The organism is Vicinamibacteria bacterium, assembly GCA_035620555.1.
Classification (GTDB): domain Bacteria; phylum Acidobacteriota; class Vicinamibacteria; order Marinacidobacterales; family SMYC01; genus DASPGQ01.
This window is the reverse complement of sequence record DASPGQ010000336.1, coordinates 1-16,898: the sequence shown is the minus strand read 5'-3', so window position 1 is coordinate 16,898 and position 16,898 is coordinate 1. Positions and strand designations below refer to the sequence as shown.

Annotated in this window: 12 protein-coding genes; 8 read left to right on the top strand and 4 right to left on the bottom strand. The window is 62.9% G+C overall.

Features of this window, described 5'->3' with window-relative positions:
- Positions 1–1,726, bottom strand: a 1,726-nt coding sequence (locus VEK15_13685; GenBank protein ID HXV61743.1) for a serine/threonine-protein kinase, incomplete at its 3' end; no start/stop codon positions are given.
- Positions 1,727–2,079: 353 nt separating this feature from the next.
- Here VEK15_13685 and VEK15_13680 point away from each other — a divergent pair.
- From VEK15_13680 to VEK15_13655, 6 genes are all read left to right on the top strand, one after another.
- Complete coding sequence (locus VEK15_13680; GenBank protein ID HXV61742.1) at positions 2,080–2,709, top strand: hypothetical protein; 630 nt, start codon at positions 2,080–2,082, stop codon at positions 2,707–2,709.
- Positions 2,710–2,935: 226 nt separating this feature from the next.
- Positions 2,936–4,213, top strand: a complete 1,278-nt coding sequence (locus tag VEK15_13675; protein HXV61741.1) for a DEAD/DEAH box helicase — start codon at positions 2,936–2,938, stop codon at positions 4,211–4,213.
- A gap of 134 nt (positions 4,214–4,347) precedes the next feature.
- Positions 4,348–6,381 (top strand): UvrD-helicase domain-containing protein, encoded by a 2,034-nt coding sequence (locus VEK15_13670; GenBank protein HXV61740.1) that lies wholly within the window; start codon positions 4,348–4,350, stop codon positions 6,379–6,381.
- 176 nt (positions 6,382–6,557) lie between these two features.
- Positions 6,558–7,487, top strand: coding sequence for a PLP-dependent cysteine synthase family protein (locus VEK15_13665; protein HXV61739.1), 930 nt, complete (start codon positions 6,558–6,560; stop codon positions 7,485–7,487).
- Positions 7,488–7,792: 305 nt separating this feature from the next.
- A complete protein-coding gene (locus VEK15_13660; protein HXV61738.1) occupies positions 7,793–9,331 on the top strand; it encodes a serine hydrolase in 1,539 nt (512 codons plus the stop codon).
- Positions 9,332–9,600: 269 nt separating this feature from the next.
- Positions 9,601–10,788 carry an AAA family ATPase gene (locus tag VEK15_13655; protein HXV61737.1) on the top strand — a complete coding sequence of 396 codons (1,188 nt, stop codon included), beginning with the start codon at positions 9,601–9,603 and terminating at the stop codon, positions 10,786–10,788.
- Positions 10,789–11,065: 277 nt separating this feature from the next.
- Here the strand turns inward: VEK15_13655 and ilvC are convergent, their stop codons facing one another.
- The 3 genes from ilvC to ilvB are packed head-to-tail and all read right to left on the bottom strand — an operon-like array spanning position 11,066 to position 14,350.
- Positions 11,066–12,124, bottom strand: coding sequence for a ketol-acid reductoisomerase (gene ilvC / locus VEK15_13650; GenBank protein ID HXV61736.1), 1,059 nt, complete (start codon positions 12,122–12,124; stop codon positions 11,066–11,068).
- Between the two features lie 23 nt (positions 12,125–12,147).
- Complete coding sequence (gene ilvN / locus VEK15_13645) at positions 12,148–12,654, bottom strand: acetolactate synthase small subunit (protein HXV61735.1); 507 nt, start codon at positions 12,652–12,654, stop codon at positions 12,148–12,150.
- A 1-nt stretch (position 12,655) separates the two neighbouring features.
- Positions 12,656–14,350 carry a biosynthetic-type acetolactate synthase large subunit gene (ilvB, locus tag VEK15_13640; GenBank protein HXV61734.1) on the bottom strand — a complete coding sequence of 565 codons (1,695 nt, stop codon included), beginning with the start codon at positions 14,348–14,350 and terminating at the stop codon, positions 12,656–12,658.
- 101 nt (positions 14,351–14,451) lie between these two features.
- Here ilvB and VEK15_13635 point away from each other — a divergent pair, with 101 nt between their 5' ends.
- Together VEK15_13635 and VEK15_13630 are read left to right on the top strand one after the other, a co-directional pair.
- Complete coding sequence (locus VEK15_13635; GenBank protein HXV61733.1) at positions 14,452–15,699, top strand: Gfo/Idh/MocA family oxidoreductase; 1,248 nt, start codon at positions 14,452–14,454, stop codon at positions 15,697–15,699.
- A 92-nt stretch (positions 15,700–15,791) separates the two neighbouring features.
- Positions 15,792–16,898 (top strand): sulfatase-like hydrolase/transferase (locus VEK15_13630; protein HXV61732.1); only part of this gene is annotated, 1,107 nt, incomplete at its 3' end.

The following is a 16,898-nucleotide window of genomic DNA, read 5'->3' as shown; positions in this document are numbered from 1 at the left end:
TTTCGAAGCGTCCCTTGAACTGAGAGACGAGCAAGCGCCCTTCGGGCGAGATGTCATGGAGCGCGAGGGAGCCGGGAGCGCGGAGCACTTCGCGCACCTCCCCCGAGAGCGAGAGCGCGAAAACGACGAATTCCTTCCCAGTCTCCTGCGCGGAGAACCAGACTTCTCGATCGCTTCGCCAGGAGAGACCCGAGAAATCATTGTATTCCTTGGAGCTCGCCACGACGCTGCCGTCGCGGCCCGCGACCCGCACCCGACCCCGCACGTATCCGGCAATGGGCGCCTCCACGAACGCCACGCGCTCACCGGATGGCGAGATCCTGGGAAAGGAGATCCCCCCGGCAGCCGTTTCGAACACAACGGTCGCGACGGGAAACTCTAATCTTAAGCTTCCCGCAACGGGACGCACCACGGCGAAGCTCGAGCCGTCCGCAGACCAATCGGCCCACCGTACATCGGTGAGAACCTCTCGGGGCGCTCCGGAGCCGAGCGGTGCGCGAGCGAGCGTCCGGTTCACGGAAAGGAAAGCGAGCTCTCCCGGTATGATCCCTGCGAGCCATCCAGAGGGCAAATCCAGCGCAGAAGACTCGGGGCTCTCGAGCCTCGTCGAGAATAGCGCCGAAGCGCGACCATCCCACGCCGCAGAATAGAAAACGGTCCCGCCATCCGGAGCGAACCGCGCGGTATCGACCGTCCCCCGACGGAACGTAAGGGGGCGAAACGACGGCGTCGACGGCTCGTTCACGGTATGCCGGCCGAGCTGGTACGCGAGAGCGCTCGAGAGCAGTACGACGACGAGCCCGAAGAGGGGCCATCGCAATCGCGTCCCCTTCGGCTCCATGGTCTGCACCACGTCCGAGGAAACTCCCGGTTCGAGATCGAAACGGGCGTCACCCACGTCCCGCAGGCGCTTTTTTGGATCGCGCTCGAGAAGGCGCGCGAGAAGACGCCGGGTCGAAGCCGGCGTCCCTGTCGGAAGGCGACTCCAGTCGGGATCTCGCGTCAGCACCGCCGCGAGCGTGTCCGAGATCGTCTCGCCGTCGAAGAGCCGAGCTCCTGTTAGCATCTCGTAGATGATCACTCCGAGCGCCCAGAGGTCGGCCCGTTTGTCCACCTGCTTTCCCCGAGCCTGCTCGGGCGACATGTAGCCCGCCGTTCCCAGAATGACCCCCGCTTGCGTTCCCTTCATCATCGTGGGGGATTGCGACAAAGAGGACACCACGTCGCCGCTCGAGGACGTCGTTTCGAGGAGGGGCTTGGCGAGGCCGAAATCTAGGATCTTGACGTTTCCTTCCGGGGTCAGCTTCACGTTTCCCGGCTTCAGGTCGCGATGCACGATGCCCTTCTCGTGGGCCGTGTCCAGGGCGTCGACCATCTGCCGCGCGATGGCGAGAGACTCTTCGAGGGGTATCGGTCCTTGCGCGATGCGCTCGGCAAGGGTCGGCCCTTCCACGAGCTCGAGCACGAGCGCTCGTTCATCCCCCGATTCTTCGAGGCCGTAGATTGCTTCGATGTTCGGGTGGTTGAGCGACGCGAGGACGTGGGCCTCGCGCTCGAAGCGCTTCATCCTCTCTTCGTCCCGGGCGAAAAGCTCGGGAAGGATCTTTAGGGCGACGTCGCGCCTGAGCTTCGGGTCGTGGGCTCGGTAGACCTCGCCCATCCCTCCGGCGCCGAGAACCCCGACGACCCGGTAGGCGCCGAAAGACGATCCGTTCTCGAGCTTCACGGCAGTGGCAGGTTCGCGACCGGGGCGGGGACGACGTTCCAGGTGAACCGGCCGAGGACATCGGTGAAGGTCACGAGCGTCTCCTTCTGTCGTGGTTGACGTGGTTGCCGACAGCGATGGCGTGAGACAGCGTCGGTCCGATCATCGCCCCTCGCTCAGCGCGCCGAATGATACCACTGGTGGGCCGCTCGAGCGGCGAAATACCACCGAAACGCAGCACGTCGTTCCACGCGCTGGGTCGATGACAGAGCGCTTCCACGAACCGCGTCCCTCATAAACGCTTTAACGACGCACGGGAGAGGATTTTTGAAAACATAATCGACAACCTCAGCTACGATGTGTCCGAGGAGTTCGTGCATCAACTGTTCTCACGACACGGTCGTCGCCTGAAGGCGCTCGAGCGCATCTTCGTCGACTCCGAGGCACGCCATCGCCAGAGCCTGCCTCTGCGCATCACCGCGCTCGGCCAGTGGGTACCGATGCCGTACACCGTGCTCGTCGCGTTGTTGACGGACATGAAGCTCCACGATGTTTTCCGGCGCCCACTTCTTGGACGGACGACGGTCGTCGACGCGGGCACCGGCGATGGGCGGGTTCTCGCGGCATTGGCGCAGGTGGTGCCCGAGCTCGACGTGGTCGGGATCGAATCCGACGAGGGGCTCTATCACCGGGCGAACGCCAACGTGGAAACATTGACGCGAAACCGTTTGGTCGATCGTCCTGAGCGGTTGCGCGTCATCCGTGGCGACTACCGCCGGATTGACACTTATGAGCTCGGAGCGATCCAACTTAGCCGCGTCGGGTTTGTTTTCAATTATCCCGACGGGAACCAGGACGCGCTCGCGCAGTTCGTCGTCGAATCGTTGGCGCCCGGCACAAGACTCTGTTTGCTGACTCACGATTCGGAATTGCGCCTGTCGACACTCGAGCTCAAAGAGCATGTCGTTTCGAACGGCTGGGCGTGGTCGATCTATTCGAGCTGAGCCCCCCACCTTCCCATCGTGTGGCCGAACCTTACCGGATCGGTCAGCCCTGGTCTTGGTGAGCGGGGCGATTCGTGTTATAGTCGTTGCGAGTTAGGACGCATTCCGATCTGCGCCGGGCTTTTCGCGGTAATCCTTTTCCGGCTTCCCCCGAACAACAACAACGTTTTCGCCTAGATCGGCCCCGCGCGTGAGCGCCGGGTAGGCCGATTCAGGAGCTACCTTTTTGTCTACACCCTTTGATGCGCTCGGCCTGTCGGCCGAACTTCTTCGCGCCATTTCCGAACAGGGCTACGTCGAGCCCACGCCGATTCAGGAGCAATGTATACCGCCGATCCTGCGAGGGAGCGATCTCATCGGCCGCGCCCAAACGGGCACCGGAAAAACCGCGGGATTTACGTTGCCCATGCTACAGCGGCTGAGCGAGGCCTCCGCGAAACGCGTACCGCGGGGCGCCGTGCGAGCTCTCATCCTTACACCGACGCGCGAGCTCGCGGCGCAGGTCCAAGAGAGCGTGAAGACCTATGGGCGCTATCTTCGCTCGAGCTCAACCGTCGTTTTCGGCGGCGTGGGCTTCTTCCCCCAGGCGAAGGCGCTCCGTCGCGGCGTCGATGTCCTGATCGCTACGCCGGGACGCCTCCTCGATCACGTCCGACAAGGTACCGTGGATCTCAGCAAGGTCGAGATCCTCGTCCTGGACGAAGGCGACCGTATGCTCGACATGGGGTTCATCCACGATATCCGCAAGATTCTCGCGGAGCTTCCTTCCGAGCGCCAGAGCTTGCTGTTCTCCGCGACCGTGTCCAAAGAAGTTCGCGAGCTCGCGGACCGCTTCCTCCGAGACCCGGTGACGGTGCAAGTCGCCGCCAGCCGGCCGACGGCCGACACTGTGAGCCAGCTCGTCCACCCCGTCGACCGTTCACGCAAGGAGGCTCTCCTCACTCATCTCATCGGCTCGCGCGACGCGGGAAAGACACTCGTGTTCTGTCGAACCAAGCGCGGCGCCGACCGGTTGACACGCAACTTGAAGAGGGACGGCATCCGCGCCGACGCGATCCACAGCAATAAGACGCAAGGCGCGCGCACGCGTACCCTCACGAGCTTCAAGCGCGGCAACTTGGACGTCCTCGTCGCCACCGACATCGCGGCCCGAGGGCTCGACATCGAGCGTTTGCCCTACGTCGTCAACTATGAGCTTCCGCACGTCCCCGAAGATTACGTGCACCGCATCGGACGAACGGGTCGCGCGGGTGAGGCGGGCGAAGCCGTCTCTCTCGTCTCGAGCGAGGAGACCGAGCTCCTCCGCGCAATCCAGCGTTTGCTCTCCCGCCAGATTCCAAGCGAGGTGATTCCAGGATTCGAGCCCAGCTCGCACCGTGTACAACCGCAACCATCTCGCGCCCCTGGTTTCCGCCGCCCACACCGAGCCAACCCGGAACGACGAGCTACGCCGCCGAGCTCGAGAAAACCGCGCCGCCGCGCCCGTCGTCGACGGTTCGCCTGAGCCCTGGTGACCGCAGCTTGGGCGCTGGTGACTTATAGCGGCCGATACGCAGGGTTGGCGGTTCCGCGCTGCCACGTTATAGTGCATCGGTTGCATCGAGGCCATCCGACGAATTTTCGCAGAGCCCCCGAAGCTTGAGCACCTCCCGCTACCGCATAGAGAACACTGCGTCCCGAGACCATCTCCAGGGGCTGAATCCCTACCAGCGTGAGGCGGTTCTCACCACCGAGGGCCCCCTGCTCGTGCTCGCCGGGGCCGGCACGGGCAAAACGCGTGTCATCACGACGCGGATTGCGCATCTGCTACAGCGAGGTGTCGCCCCCGAGAACGTGCTCGCGATGACGTTCACGAACAAGGCCGCCGCAGAGATGAAAGAGCGCGTCCGGGCTCTCGTGGGTGAGAGCGCACGCCGGCTCACCGTCGGGACGTTCCACGCGTTCTGTCTACGTGCACTCAAGGCGCACGGTGAATCCGTCGGGCTGCCGCGCACTTTCACGATCGCGGATGCCTCCGACCAGTTGAACGGGATCAAGTCCGCGATGCGGGAGCTCCGATACTCGGAGACGTCGATGCATCCGTCGGCGGTTCTGTCCCGCATCTCCTACGCGAAGAACCGGCTCGAGTCACCGGAATCGTTTCGTGCGTCGGCGACGAGCGACAGGGATGAGCTCGTGGCCGCGGTCTGGACTCGCTACCAAGAGCAACTCGCGCGCTCGCGGACGGTGGACTTCGACGACCTCCTCGTCCGGACGCTCCATCTCCTGCGGTCCGACAAGAGAGTGCGCGCGTCGTTTCGCAAGCAGTACCGGTACGTCCTCGTCGACGAGTACCAGGACACCAATCACCCACAGTACGAGATCGTCCGGGAGATCTGCTCGGGCCACAGGAATCTGTGCGTCGTCGGTGACGACGATCAGTCCATTTACGGCTGGCGCGGGGCGGACATCCAGAAGATCCTCGGCTTTCATCGCGACTTCAAAGGCGCCAAGATCGTGCGCCTCGAGCTCAACTACCGCTCCACGAGACCCATCCTCGATGCGGCGAACGCCGTCATCCGGAATAACGCGTCGCGCCACGACAAAGCGCTCCAATCGGCTATCGGAGACGGGCCTCCGGTACGCCTGACGCGGCTTCGAGACGAGATGACCGAGGCGCGGTTCGTCGTCGAGGAGATCGTGACGAGCGTCCGGCTACGAGAGGCGAAGCTTTCGGACTTTGCCGTGCTCTTTCGGACTCAGACCCAGCCGCGCGCCTTCGAAGCCGAGATGCGTTCGGCCGGCGTGCCTTACGTTCTCGTGGGAGGCATGTCGTTTTTCGACCGCAAAGAGGTGCGCGACATCCTGGCATTTCTGAAGCTGGTGGTGAACCCTCACGACGAGACCGCGCTTCTCAGAATCATCAATACCCCGCCCCGCGGCGTCGGCAAGACAGCAGTCGAGCGCGCGCTCGCCGCGGCAACCGAAGCCGGATTGCCGGTCGCCGCGATGCTCGAAAGCGGCAAGGTCGACGGTTTGAGCCCGCAGGCTCTCGACGGTTATCGCAAGTTGTCGCGAGCTCTCAGCGGGTCGGCTCTCGCCCGGGACGGCGCGGATCTCGTCGCCGGAATCTCCGAGCTTCTGGAAGCACTCGACTACCGGAGCGAGATCCGTCGGGTCTACCCGGACCCCATGACGCGAGAGGCCCGTTGGGCCGCGGTCGAAGAAGTCTTGAACTTCGCCGAGAATCACATCCGCCGGTCGAAGACACCGAGCCTCGCGGGATTTCTCGAGGAGCTCGCCCTCTCGAGTGCCGACGACGCGAGCACCGACAGGCAGGACGGCGGCGACGCCGTCACGTTGATGACGCTCCACTCGGCCAAAGGCCTCGAGTTCCCTCGGGTGTTTCTCGTGGGGCTAGAGGAGGGTCTCTTGCCGCATGCGCGCTCGGTCGCGGACGGGGGCATCGAAGAGGAGCGTCGTTTGGCCTACGTCGGGATCACGCGCGCCATGCGCTCCTTGACGCTCAGCTACGTCTCGGAACGCGCAAGATACGGTAAACGTGCTCAGACGATGCCGTCACGGTTTCTCTTCGAGATGCGCGGTAAAGACCCACCCGAGGATTGGCGTCCCGTCGAGGAAGCAATCGAGGAGCGCCAGCCGGAACCACCGCGCCGCACCCGTCGCAAATAAAGCGCGCTTCCGACGCGGGGCGCGGCCAGTACTCAATGCCGTGGCGGGACCCGCAATCGCCACGGCTCGGGCTGATTACGGCGCGGCTTTTGCAACGTTCTCATGACGCCGCTAGCGGCGCGAGCTTTAACTCGATTTTCGCGCCATTACGCGCAGTCTGGGGCAGGAGGCGCACCATGGTGAAGGTCGGCAACACGCCGATGCTATCGATCGATGGTGTTTACACCAAGCTCGAATGTACGAATCCTTGCGGGAGCATCAAAGACCGCATCGCGACCTACATCCTCGACGAGAGCACGAAGCGGGGGCTGCTCCGCGAAGGGGATCGTATCGTCGAGGCATCGAGCGGAAATACCGGGATTGCGCTCTCGTACTTCGGGCGCGCGCGTGGTCACGAGGTGACGATCGTCATGCCCGAGAACATGACCGCCGAACGGAAAGAGATCATCACGAGACTCGGGGCGACGCTGGTGTCGGTCTCGGAAAAGGGGAGCTTTACGGAAGCCGCGGCGGTGCGCGACGAGCTCGCGTCGAAGCCGGGTCACTTCAATCCCGATCAGTTCTCGAACCCTCTCAACGTCGAATGCCATCGGGTGACGACGGGAGCGGAGATTATGAGACAGATCGCCGATCACACCGATGCGAGCATCGACGCCTTCGTGTCCGGCGTGGGCACCGGGGGAACACTGATGGGCGTCGGTGGCGCCATCCGAGAAGCGTTTCCCAACGCCAAGCTCGTCGCAGTCGAGCCGGCGGAATCTGCGGTCATGAGCGGAGGCGAGCCGGCGAGCCATGGCATCTACGGGATCGGCGACGGTTTCATCCCCGCGATTGTGAGTGACGGAAACGGGGGCGTGTCGCCCGAGGTCGACGAGGTGATCTGTATCGAGAGCGGCGACGCAAAAGACGCCGCACACTACCTTTCCGCGGCCTTCGCGTGCTGCGTCGGCATCTCGTCCGGCGCCAACTTTCTCGCCGCACAGCGCATCAAAGAACGTTTCGAGACGGTCGTCACCATTTTCCCCGACGGCTACCAGAAGTATCGGAGCGAGGGGCTCGTTCGGTGCCGCGGTGATTGCCCTTTCGAGCACGATCTCCTGGTTTGAGCGACTCGGCTCGAGACGGTCATCGCAGCGCGCATGATTGGGTTTGATGCATTCGGGCAGTTCACGCCGGCGCATACCACCGTCCATCTCCCCGTCTCGATGCGTTAGTCGGCTCCGGCGAGGAAACCGCGAGGTTCACCGATCTGGTGCCGGCGTGGGAGTGCGGACCCGCTTGAACGCTGGTCGCGACGATCTTCGTCTTGTAGCGGTGGCTCACCAGTCCGATCCTTGACGGGCCGGCTCGATTTGGCATTTGCCCGGCGCCAGCCACTACAATGCGCCCGGCGTGAGGAGGGAGGGTCCCCATGTTCGCAAAAGGCTTTCGTGTCGTTCTCGTTTTTCTGTGTCTGTTCTCGCTGGCTTGTCAGAGCCCCGATGCGCGAGACGTTCGGGAAGAAGCCGCCCCGACACCGGTTCCAGGCAGCGACGAAGCGCTCGTTGCCCGAGCGGCGTCATTCGAGCTCGACACGCCCTATGAGCCGCCTCCGGGGGATCCGCTCGAGCATCACGCCGCGGGGTTCGCGACGATCCTCTGTGCTGCGGTGTTCATCACCGGTCTCGACATGGACTTCGCGGCCGAATCGATCGGTTACTTCACCGCCCCTTATGAAGAGCGGCAGAAGCTGACGGAGCGTGAGCTGGACCGTGAGAACAAAGCCGTTCACGTCACGCTTCCGAATGGAGTCGTGCGCACCGCGAAATACTACGGCGACCAGGGATGTATCGCGCTTCCCAAAGGAGAGGACGACGTCCACTTCAATCCGGTTGCGATCGAAAGCAAACTTCCGGATGCCGCAAGCACGCCGTGGCCGATGGGAGACGTACTGACGGACGCTCCGCTTCCTCCCGAGCTCGATGCGAAGAAGGTCGAAACGGCCGTCGATGCCGCGTTCGAGCCGGCGGATGGCCTCACCGCTGCATTCGCGGTGACGTGGAAGGGCCGGTTGATCGGTGAGCGCTACCGCGACGGGATCACGATGCACACGCCGCTCGAGAGCTGGTCGATGGGAAAGAGTCTCACCGCGACGTTGATGGGGATTCTGATCCAGCGAGGCGATTACGAGCTGTACCAGCCGGCGCCGATCCCTCAATGGCAAGGGGAGGGCGACCCGCGGGCCGAGATCCGCATCGCCGACATCATGCGGATGTCGAGCGGCCTGCGGTGCCGAAATATCGGCGATCCCGAGTGGGATCCGGCGCTCGGCTATCCCGATCATCTCTATCTCTATACCGGAACGGTCAATTCATTCGAGTACGCGGCGACGAGGCCGCAGCAGTGGCCGCCGAACACCATTGGGCGCTACCGGAACTGCGATCCAGTGCTCACCAACTACATGGTGCGTCTGGCGGTCGAAGGCCGCGGCGAAGACTACCTCTCGTTTCCGCGGCGGGCGCTCTTCGACAAGATTGGGATCCGCAACATGGTCGCGATGACGGATCCGTACGGTGACTATCTGTTGCAAGGCTACGAGTTCGCGAGCGCGCGGGATTGGGCGCGTCTCGGAAATCTGTACCTTCAAAATGGCGTCTGGGACGGCGAACGGATTCTCCCGGAAGGGTTCGCGGAGTTCGTGAGCACGGTAGCCCCCGCGTGGAAAGCCGACGGCCGGCCGGTCTATGGAGGATTTTTCTGGATCAACGGCGACGGTGGGTACCCGATTCCGGAGGAGTCGTACTACATGGCGGGCGCCGGCGGGCAATACACCATCATCATCCCGTCGCACGACCTCGTCGTCGTGCGCCTCGGTCATTACAAGGGCGCAGGTCCTGGCGAAGAGGGTCTGTCGAACGCACTCGCTTTGCTGATGGAGGCGGTCCCGGAGAGCTCCACCTCGAGCGACTGAGAAAAAGGGGAGAGTCATCGCATGCCAGTGTGGAACCGGTGGAGAGGCGCACGTTCGTCTCCGAGCTCGAGGATGATAGGTCACCGCTCCGTCGTCGAGTAATCGAGAACCCAGGTGTCATAGCGTCCCGAGCACACCCTCATCCGCCGGTGCACGACCAGGCGAGCGTTCGGCGGGAGACGGCCGGTGCGCCGGCGGGAGTATCCTGAGGTCCTCAATCCGCAATATAGTTGCAGAATTACATGTAAATCCGCAACAATGGCGAGAGAATGTACGAGCGCGTCCTGGACCTTCGAAAGCTCGTCAGCCACCGCTCCCTGTTCCTGTTCGGTCCGCGACTGACGGGCAAGAGCACGCTGGTTCGTCACGCGTTCCCGGACGCCATTTATGTCGATCTCCTCGAGGCGGATACCTTTCGCGAGCTGAGCGCGCGCCCGGAGTACATGAGACAGACGCTCCCGCCCTCGGCCCGGATCGTGATCGTTGACGAGGTGCAGAAGCTCCCGTTGCTCCTGGATGAAGTCCATCTTCTGATCGAGAGAAACGATCGGTTGCGGTTCGTCTTGACCGGCAGCAGTGCGCGCAAGCTCAAGCGGGGAGGGGCCAATCTCCTCGCCGGTCGGGCTCGCATCCAGCGCCTGCACCCTCTCGTGGCAGCCGAAGCTCCGTCGAGCCGGCTCCTCGATCGAATCAACCGCGGTGGTCTTCCTGCGATTCTGGATTCCGATGAATATCGGGAGGATCTGAGGGCGTACGTGGGCACGTACCTGCAGGAGGAGATTCAGGCGGAAGGGCTCTCTCGCTCCATTGGGAATTTCAGCCGCTTTCTCGAAGTCGCGGGTCTCTCGAACGGTGAACAGGTCAACTTCACTTCGGTCGCATCCGACGTGGGGCTCTCACCCAACACCGTGCGCGAGTACTACCGGATACTGGAAGACACCCTCATCGGCCATCTGCTACCTCCATATCAAGGAACGACGAAACGAAAACCCGTGGCGACGGCGAAGTTCTATCTCTTCGACGTGGGCGTCGCCAACAGCCTGAGGCGCACTGGATTCATCGAGCGAGGGTCCGATGCCTACGGCCGAGCGCTCGAGCATCTCGTTTTTCTCGAGCTTCGAAGCTATCTGGACTACGCTCGCTCTGACGAGCTACTCACGTACTGGAGAAGTCGCTCGCAGTTGGAGGTGGACTTTCTGGTTCATGACCGGGTAGCCATCGAAGTCAAAGCAAAGTCTCGCGTCAGCCCTCGCGACTACAAAGGGGTTTTGGCGCTCGGCGAGGAGCTCGATCTCGATCGGCGCATCGTGGTGTGCGATGAAGCCCGTCGGCGGAGCGACGACGTTGGAGTCGAGATTTTTCCCGTAGCGGAGTTCTTGAGGGACCTGTGGGCTGGGAAGATCGTCGGAGCCGAGCGGTCGAGACGACGGCTAACTGGCAGCAGGAAGCGGAAATGAGCTTTGTGGGGAGGTGTTTCATCAACGTTCAAGCCAACCGACATTCCGATTTGACCGCAGAATCTCGGCAGCATTCTACGTAAAGCGTAGAGAGAGCGGACCCGTTCGATCAAGAGGCTTCGCGGCTAATTTAGCAGTCACAATCGGACGCTGACGTTAAAGATGTGCTGCAGACGGAAGCTGGGCGTGAGAAAGATGCGCGGCGTTACGCGGATCGGCACGCCCAGGACGCCTCCTTAACGTCATTGAAGCGTCTGTTGGATCGGCATTCGGTAACTCAGGCCCCCACCGTCGACTTTTCCTCCGCCTTTGCCGGAATGGGCCCTTCGCCCGGCTTCACCGTGACGGGGTCGAGAAATGGCATCATTTTTCTCAGCTCGGCACCCACGCGCTCGATGAGGTGGTTCTGTTCTTCGAAGCGCACCTTGTCGAACCACGGGCGGCCTTTCTCGTTCTCTTCGATCCACTTCCTGGCGTAGGTTCCGTTTCGAATCTCCTCGAGGATTTTCTTCATCTCACGGCGGGTCTCCTCGGTGATGATGCGCGGACCTCCGGTGTAATCGCCATGCTCGGCGGTGTCGCTGACCGAGTAGCGCATGTAGTTGATTCCTCCGCGATACATGAGGTCGACGATCAACTTGAGCTCGTGGAGACACTCGAAATACGCCATCTCCGGCTGGTAGCCGGCTTCCACGAGCGTGTCGAAACCCGCCTTCACGAGATGACTCACTCCGCCGCAGAGCACGGTCTGCTCTCCGAAGAGATCCGTCTCGGTCTCCTCGGCGAAGGTCGTCGCCAGAACTCCCGCCCGCGTGACGCCGATGCCTTTCGCGTAGGAAAGCGCGAGCTCCAGAGCTTGCCCCGACGCATCCTGATGAATCGCCACGAGCGCTGGAGTCCCCTCTCCTTCGCGATAAGTCTCCCGAACCCGGTGCCCCGGCGCCTTGGGAGCGATCATCGATACATCGACCTCCGCCGGTGGGGTCACCGTCCCGTAATGGATGCTGAAACCGTGAGCGAACATTAGCGTCTTGCCCGCTTTCAGGCCAGGCTCGATCTCCTTGCGGTAAATCTGGGGCTGGCGGGTATCCGGCGCCAATACCATGACGACATCGGCCCAGGCGGCGACGTCCTTCACGCTCGACACCGACAGGCCGTCCGACTGCGCCTTGGCCCGGCTCCGGCTCTCGGGATGGAGCCCGACCCGCACGTCCACACCGCTCTCCTTGAGGTTGAGCGCGTGAGCATGCCCTTGTGAGCCGTAGCCCACGACTCCAACTTTGTTACGCCGGATCAGGTCGAGGTTTGCGTCCTTGTCGTAGTAAATCCTTGCCATCCAAAGCTCCTTTCAATCCGCTGTCATACGCTCACCGCCGCGACCGACCGCGCCATGGCGACGATTCCGGTGCGCGCCATTTCCAGGATTCCATACGGTCTCAGCACATCGACCAGGCTTTCGACCTTGTCCTCCGATCCCGTGATCTCGAAGATGAGGGCCTCGGGGCTCACGTCCACGACACGGGCCCGGAAGACCTCGGCGACTTGCATGATCTCGGAGCGGTTCGAGTGATCCGCCCGGACTTTGATCAACGCCAGGTCGCGGGCAACGCAGGCCACGTCGGAGACATCCTTGACCTCGAGCACGTTCACGAGCTTGTACAGGTTGGCTTCGACGAGGCTCGCGACGCGATCGTCGGCGTTCATGACGATCGTGATATGCGACACGTCGGGCCGGTCGGTGTGGCCCACGGTCAGCGATTCGATGTTGTAGCTGCGCCTCCGGAACAGGGATGCCACCCGATCCAGGACCCCGGGCACGTTCTCCACCAGCACCACGAAGGTTCGAGGTCTCGACCGGGTATCCACGCTACTCGAGAACCGGGACGGGGCGCCGGATCATGTCCTCGATGGTCTTGCCGGGCGCCACCATCGGGTATACCGTGTCTTCTTTCTCGACGCGGAAGTCGATAACGGCCGTCTCACGCGACGCGCGAGCCCTCGAGACCGCTTCGGCTATCTCGGATCGCTTTTCGACACGGAAGCCTGGAAGTCCGTGGGCATCGGCAAGCTTGACGAAATCCGGATTGGACATCGGTGTGGCGGCGTAGCGTTTGTCGTAAAAGAACTCCTGCCACTGTCGTACCATCCCGAGGTAACCGTTGTTGATGACGGCGACGTTCAGCTTCATGTTCTCCTGAACGCAGGTCGAAAGCTCTGCCGCGGTCATTTGAAAGCCGCCGTCGCCCACGATGACCCAGACTTCCTCTTCCGGCTTCGCAAACTTGGCGCCGAGTGCGGCGGGAAGCGCGAAGCCCATCGTGCCGAGTCCGCCCGAGGTGATGAGCTTTCGTGGGTAGTCGTGCTTGTAATACTGAGCTTCCCACATCTGGTGCTGGCCGACGTCGGTAACGACCAGAGCGCGGCCCTCGGTGAGGTTCCACAGATCACTGATCACGTGGGCAGCATACAGATGACCGCTGTCGGGGAGCGTTTGGATGTCGCGCACCGCCGTGTCCCCCTTGAGGTCCTCGATGAAACGATGCCAGGGTGACAGATCGGTCGTGCCGACCCTTGGAGCGAGCTGCGACAATGTCTCTCGGAGATCCCCGACTAATGGAACGTCGACGCGGATGACCTTGTTGATCTCCGACCGGTCGATCTCGAGGTGGATCTTCTTCGCCGCGGGGGCGAATTTCGTCGGGTCTCCGGTGACGCGATCGTCGAACCGCATCCCGATGGCGAGGAGCACGTCGGCAGTCTGGATGGCGCGGTTTACCCACGCCTCGCCGTGCATCCCCATCATGCCCAGGTTCAGAGCATGGGTCGCGGGAAAGCCCCCGATGCCGAGAAGCGTCATGGCCACCGGGATCCGTGTCCGCTCCACGAAGTCCTGCAAGAGCTCGGTCGCCCCCCCGAGCATGACTCCCCGACCGGCGAGTATGAGAGGTCTTTTCGCCGAGCTCAGCAAACCGGCCGCCTCGTCGAGAGCGTCGCGAGTGAGGGTGTCTCGCGGCGAACGCTCGGGAAGCTCGACCGGCGCTTCGTCCGGCTCGTAGTCGTGCGTGCCCTGCTGGGCGTCTTTCGTGATGTCGACGAGAACGGGACCGGGACGACCCGTGCGGGCTATATGGAAAGCCTTCCGGAGCGTCGGCCCCACGTCCTCGGTCCGGGTGACGAGAAAGTTGTGCTTCGTGATCGGAAGCGTGACACCGGTGATGTCGGTCTCCTGGAACGCGTCGGTTCCGATGACGCGGCTCGAAACCTGCCCGGTGATGAACACCACCGAGGAAGAGTCGAGCATCGCCGTGGCGATACCGGTGACGAGGTTCGTCGCCCCGGGGCCCGAGGTGGCCATGGCGACACCGACCTCGCCCGACGCGCGCGCGTAGCCATCGGCCATGTGGGCCGCGCCCTGCTCGTGCCGCACCAGCACGTGGTGGATCGACGAGCCCAGTAGGGCGTCATAAATAGGAAGGATGGCGCCGCCCGGGTAGCCGAAGACGCAACCCACGCCCTCCTGACCGAGCACGTCCCAAACGATCTGGGATCCTGTCCTGAGCATTTCACGCGTATTTTACCGACCGGTAAGTAACTCGTCAATTCCCAACCCAGGTCGACGCAACTCGAGTTTTCTGACAGACTCCGGCTCGTCTGGAGAGAGCGATGAAAAACGGCCGCCTGGGCATTGGATTCATTGGAAGCGGTTTCGTGACGGGATTTCACATCGATTCCCTGGTCGCGGTTCGAGACGTCGACGTTCGCGGTGTCTTTAGCCCGAACTCCGAACACGCGGAGCGGGCAGCCCAGCGGGCGAGAGACAAGGGCGTTGGCGAGGCTCGAGCCTTCGCGTCCATAGGCGAAATGGTCGCGGACCCGTCGATCGACTGCATCTGGATCTGTGGTCCCAACCACGAGCGGATCGCCAACATGGAGGCGATCGTCGAGGCGCTCGAATCCAAGCGAGGTGAGCTCGTCGGCGTGGCCTGCGAAAAGCCGCTCGGCCGAAACGTCGCGGAAGCCAAAACGATGTTCGAGTTGGTCCGCCGCGCGGGAGTACTCGATGGGTACCTCGAGAACCAGGTCTTCGCACCGTCCGTGGTCCGCGGAAAAGAGCTGGTCTGGTCGCGCGGCGCTGCGGTTGCCGGACGGCCGTATCTTGCCCGAGCCGCGGAAGAGCACAGCGGTCCTCACGCCGCGTGGTTCTGGCGCGGCGATCTTCAAGGCGGGGGCGTCCTCAACGACATGATGTGCCATTCCGTCGAGACCGCCCGCTTTCTCTTGACCTCGCCGGGCCAGCCGCGAGCGAGCCTCACACCGAAGAAAGTCACGGCGCAAATCGCCTGTCTGAAATGGCAGCGGCCGAAGTATGCGCGGAAGCTCCGGGAAGGCTACGGCAAGGGACTCGATTACGCGCGCTCACCCTCGGAGGACTTTTCCCGTGCGCTCGTGGAGTACGTGGACGAGGACGAGACTCCGCTCATCGTCGAAGCGACGACCTCCTGGAGCTACGTCGGCCCTGGCCTTCGCCTCTCGATGGAGCTTCTCGGGCCGGAGTACTCCATGAAGATCGATACCCTCGCGTCGGAGCTGTCGCTTTTCTTCAGCCGTGAGCTCGCGCAAAAGGAGGGCGAGGACCTCGTCGAAAAGCAGAACGCCGAGCTCGGCCTCATGCCCGTCGTGACCGACGAGGCTGCCAGCTACGGTTACGTCGGCGAGAACCGGCACATGGTGCAGGCGTTCTCGCGCGGAGAACGCCCCCGAGAGAACTTCGAAGACGGCCTGCACGTGGCCGAGCTGCTGATGGCCGCCTACATGAGCGCGGAGCGCGGCCACACCGTGAACCTGGCGGAAGCCGAGCTCGACGAATTCGTCCCTGCGGTGGCACGCGGCGCCTGGAACCCTCGAGGCTGACGACGGGCGCAGCGACTCGGACGCCTGTTCGAAGCGAAAGGAAGAAGCGCAGGCCATCGACAAAAGGAACTTCGGCGACTACCATCTGACCGATGAGTCACGGTTCCGGCATCCACCTCTCGAATTTCCGGTCGCTCCGAATCCCGCGCTCCGCTGCTTTCCTAGCCGGGCTCGCGTTGGCCTCGATCGTCTCGTGCGCAGCGGCGCATGCCCAGGACGATCCCGATCGACAACGTCCCAATATAGTTCTTATGTTCCCGGACAATCTGGGAATCGGAGAAGTAAGCTCCTACGGCGGCGCACGGGGTGTCCCCACGCCAAACATCGATCGCATCGCGCAAGAGGGTATCCGGCTCACCAACTTCAACGTGGAATACTCCTGCGTCGTGTCCCGCATCGCGTTGCTCACGGGTCGCTATGCCCCGCGGACGGGTGAAGGGTATCGAGGGGGAATGACATTGTGGGAGGTGACGATCGCCGAGGCGCTTCAGACGGTGGGGTACAGGACGGCCCTTTTCGGAAAGTGGCACGTTGGCGGCGACGATTGGGAAGGCCGGAGGGAGCCCGTACATCAGGGATTCGACGAATGGTGGGGAATTCCCGGGACGAGCCACACCGCTCAGTTCACTTCCTTCGAGGGCTTCGACTCCAAGAGGGCCGAGCTTCCCTACATCTGGGAGGGAAAAACGGGAGAGTCTGCTCGACGCGTGAAGCCGTACGACCTCGAGACGCGACGAACGATCGACCGTGAAGCCGCCCAGCGCGGCATCGCGTTCATGGAACGAAACGTTGTCGAGAGGCGGCCGTTTTTCTTCTTCTATCCGATGACCCAGATTCATTTCCCCGCGCTGCCACATCCGGACTTCGCGGGCGCGACGGGAGCGGGCGATATCGGCGATGCCATGGCGGACGTCGACCACAACGTAGGCCGGGTGTTGGCGGCGCTCGAGCGACTGGGCATCGAGGACGAGACGCTCGTTTTCTGGTGCTCCGACAACGGAGCCGAGATGAGACGCCCGTGGCGCGGGCATGCAGGCCCCTGGCGAGGCTATTACAACTCCGCGATGGAAGGCGGGATTCGAACTCCGTGTGTGATCCGTTGGCCCGGGCGCATTCCCCCAGGCCGCGTGTCCAACGAGATCGTGCACGAGGTCGACCTCTTCCCGACGATTGCGGCGGCCGTCGGGGCGCCCGAAATC

Coding starts and splice junctions, on each gene's coding strand:
- VEK15_13665 (HXV61739.1), top strand. CDS start 6,558: ATGGTGAAGGTCGGCAACACGCCGATGCTATCGATCGATGGTGTTTAC.
- VEK15_13660 (HXV61738.1), top strand. CDS start 7,793: ATGTTCGCAAAAGGCTTTCGTGTCGTTCTCGTTTTTCTGTGTCTGTTC.
- VEK15_13655 (HXV61737.1), top strand. CDS start 9,601: ATGTACGAGCGCGTCCTGGACCTTCGAAAGCTCGTCAGCCACCGCTCC.
- ilvC (HXV61736.1), bottom strand. CDS start 12,124: ATGGCAAGGATTTACTACGACAAGGACGCAAACCTCGACCTGATCCGG.
- ilvB (HXV61734.1), bottom strand. CDS start 14,350: ATGCTCAGGACAGGATCCCAGATCGTTTGGGACGTGCTCGGTCAGGAG.
- VEK15_13635 (HXV61733.1), top strand. CDS start 14,452: ATGAAAAACGGCCGCCTGGGCATTGGATTCATTGGAAGCGGTTTCGTG.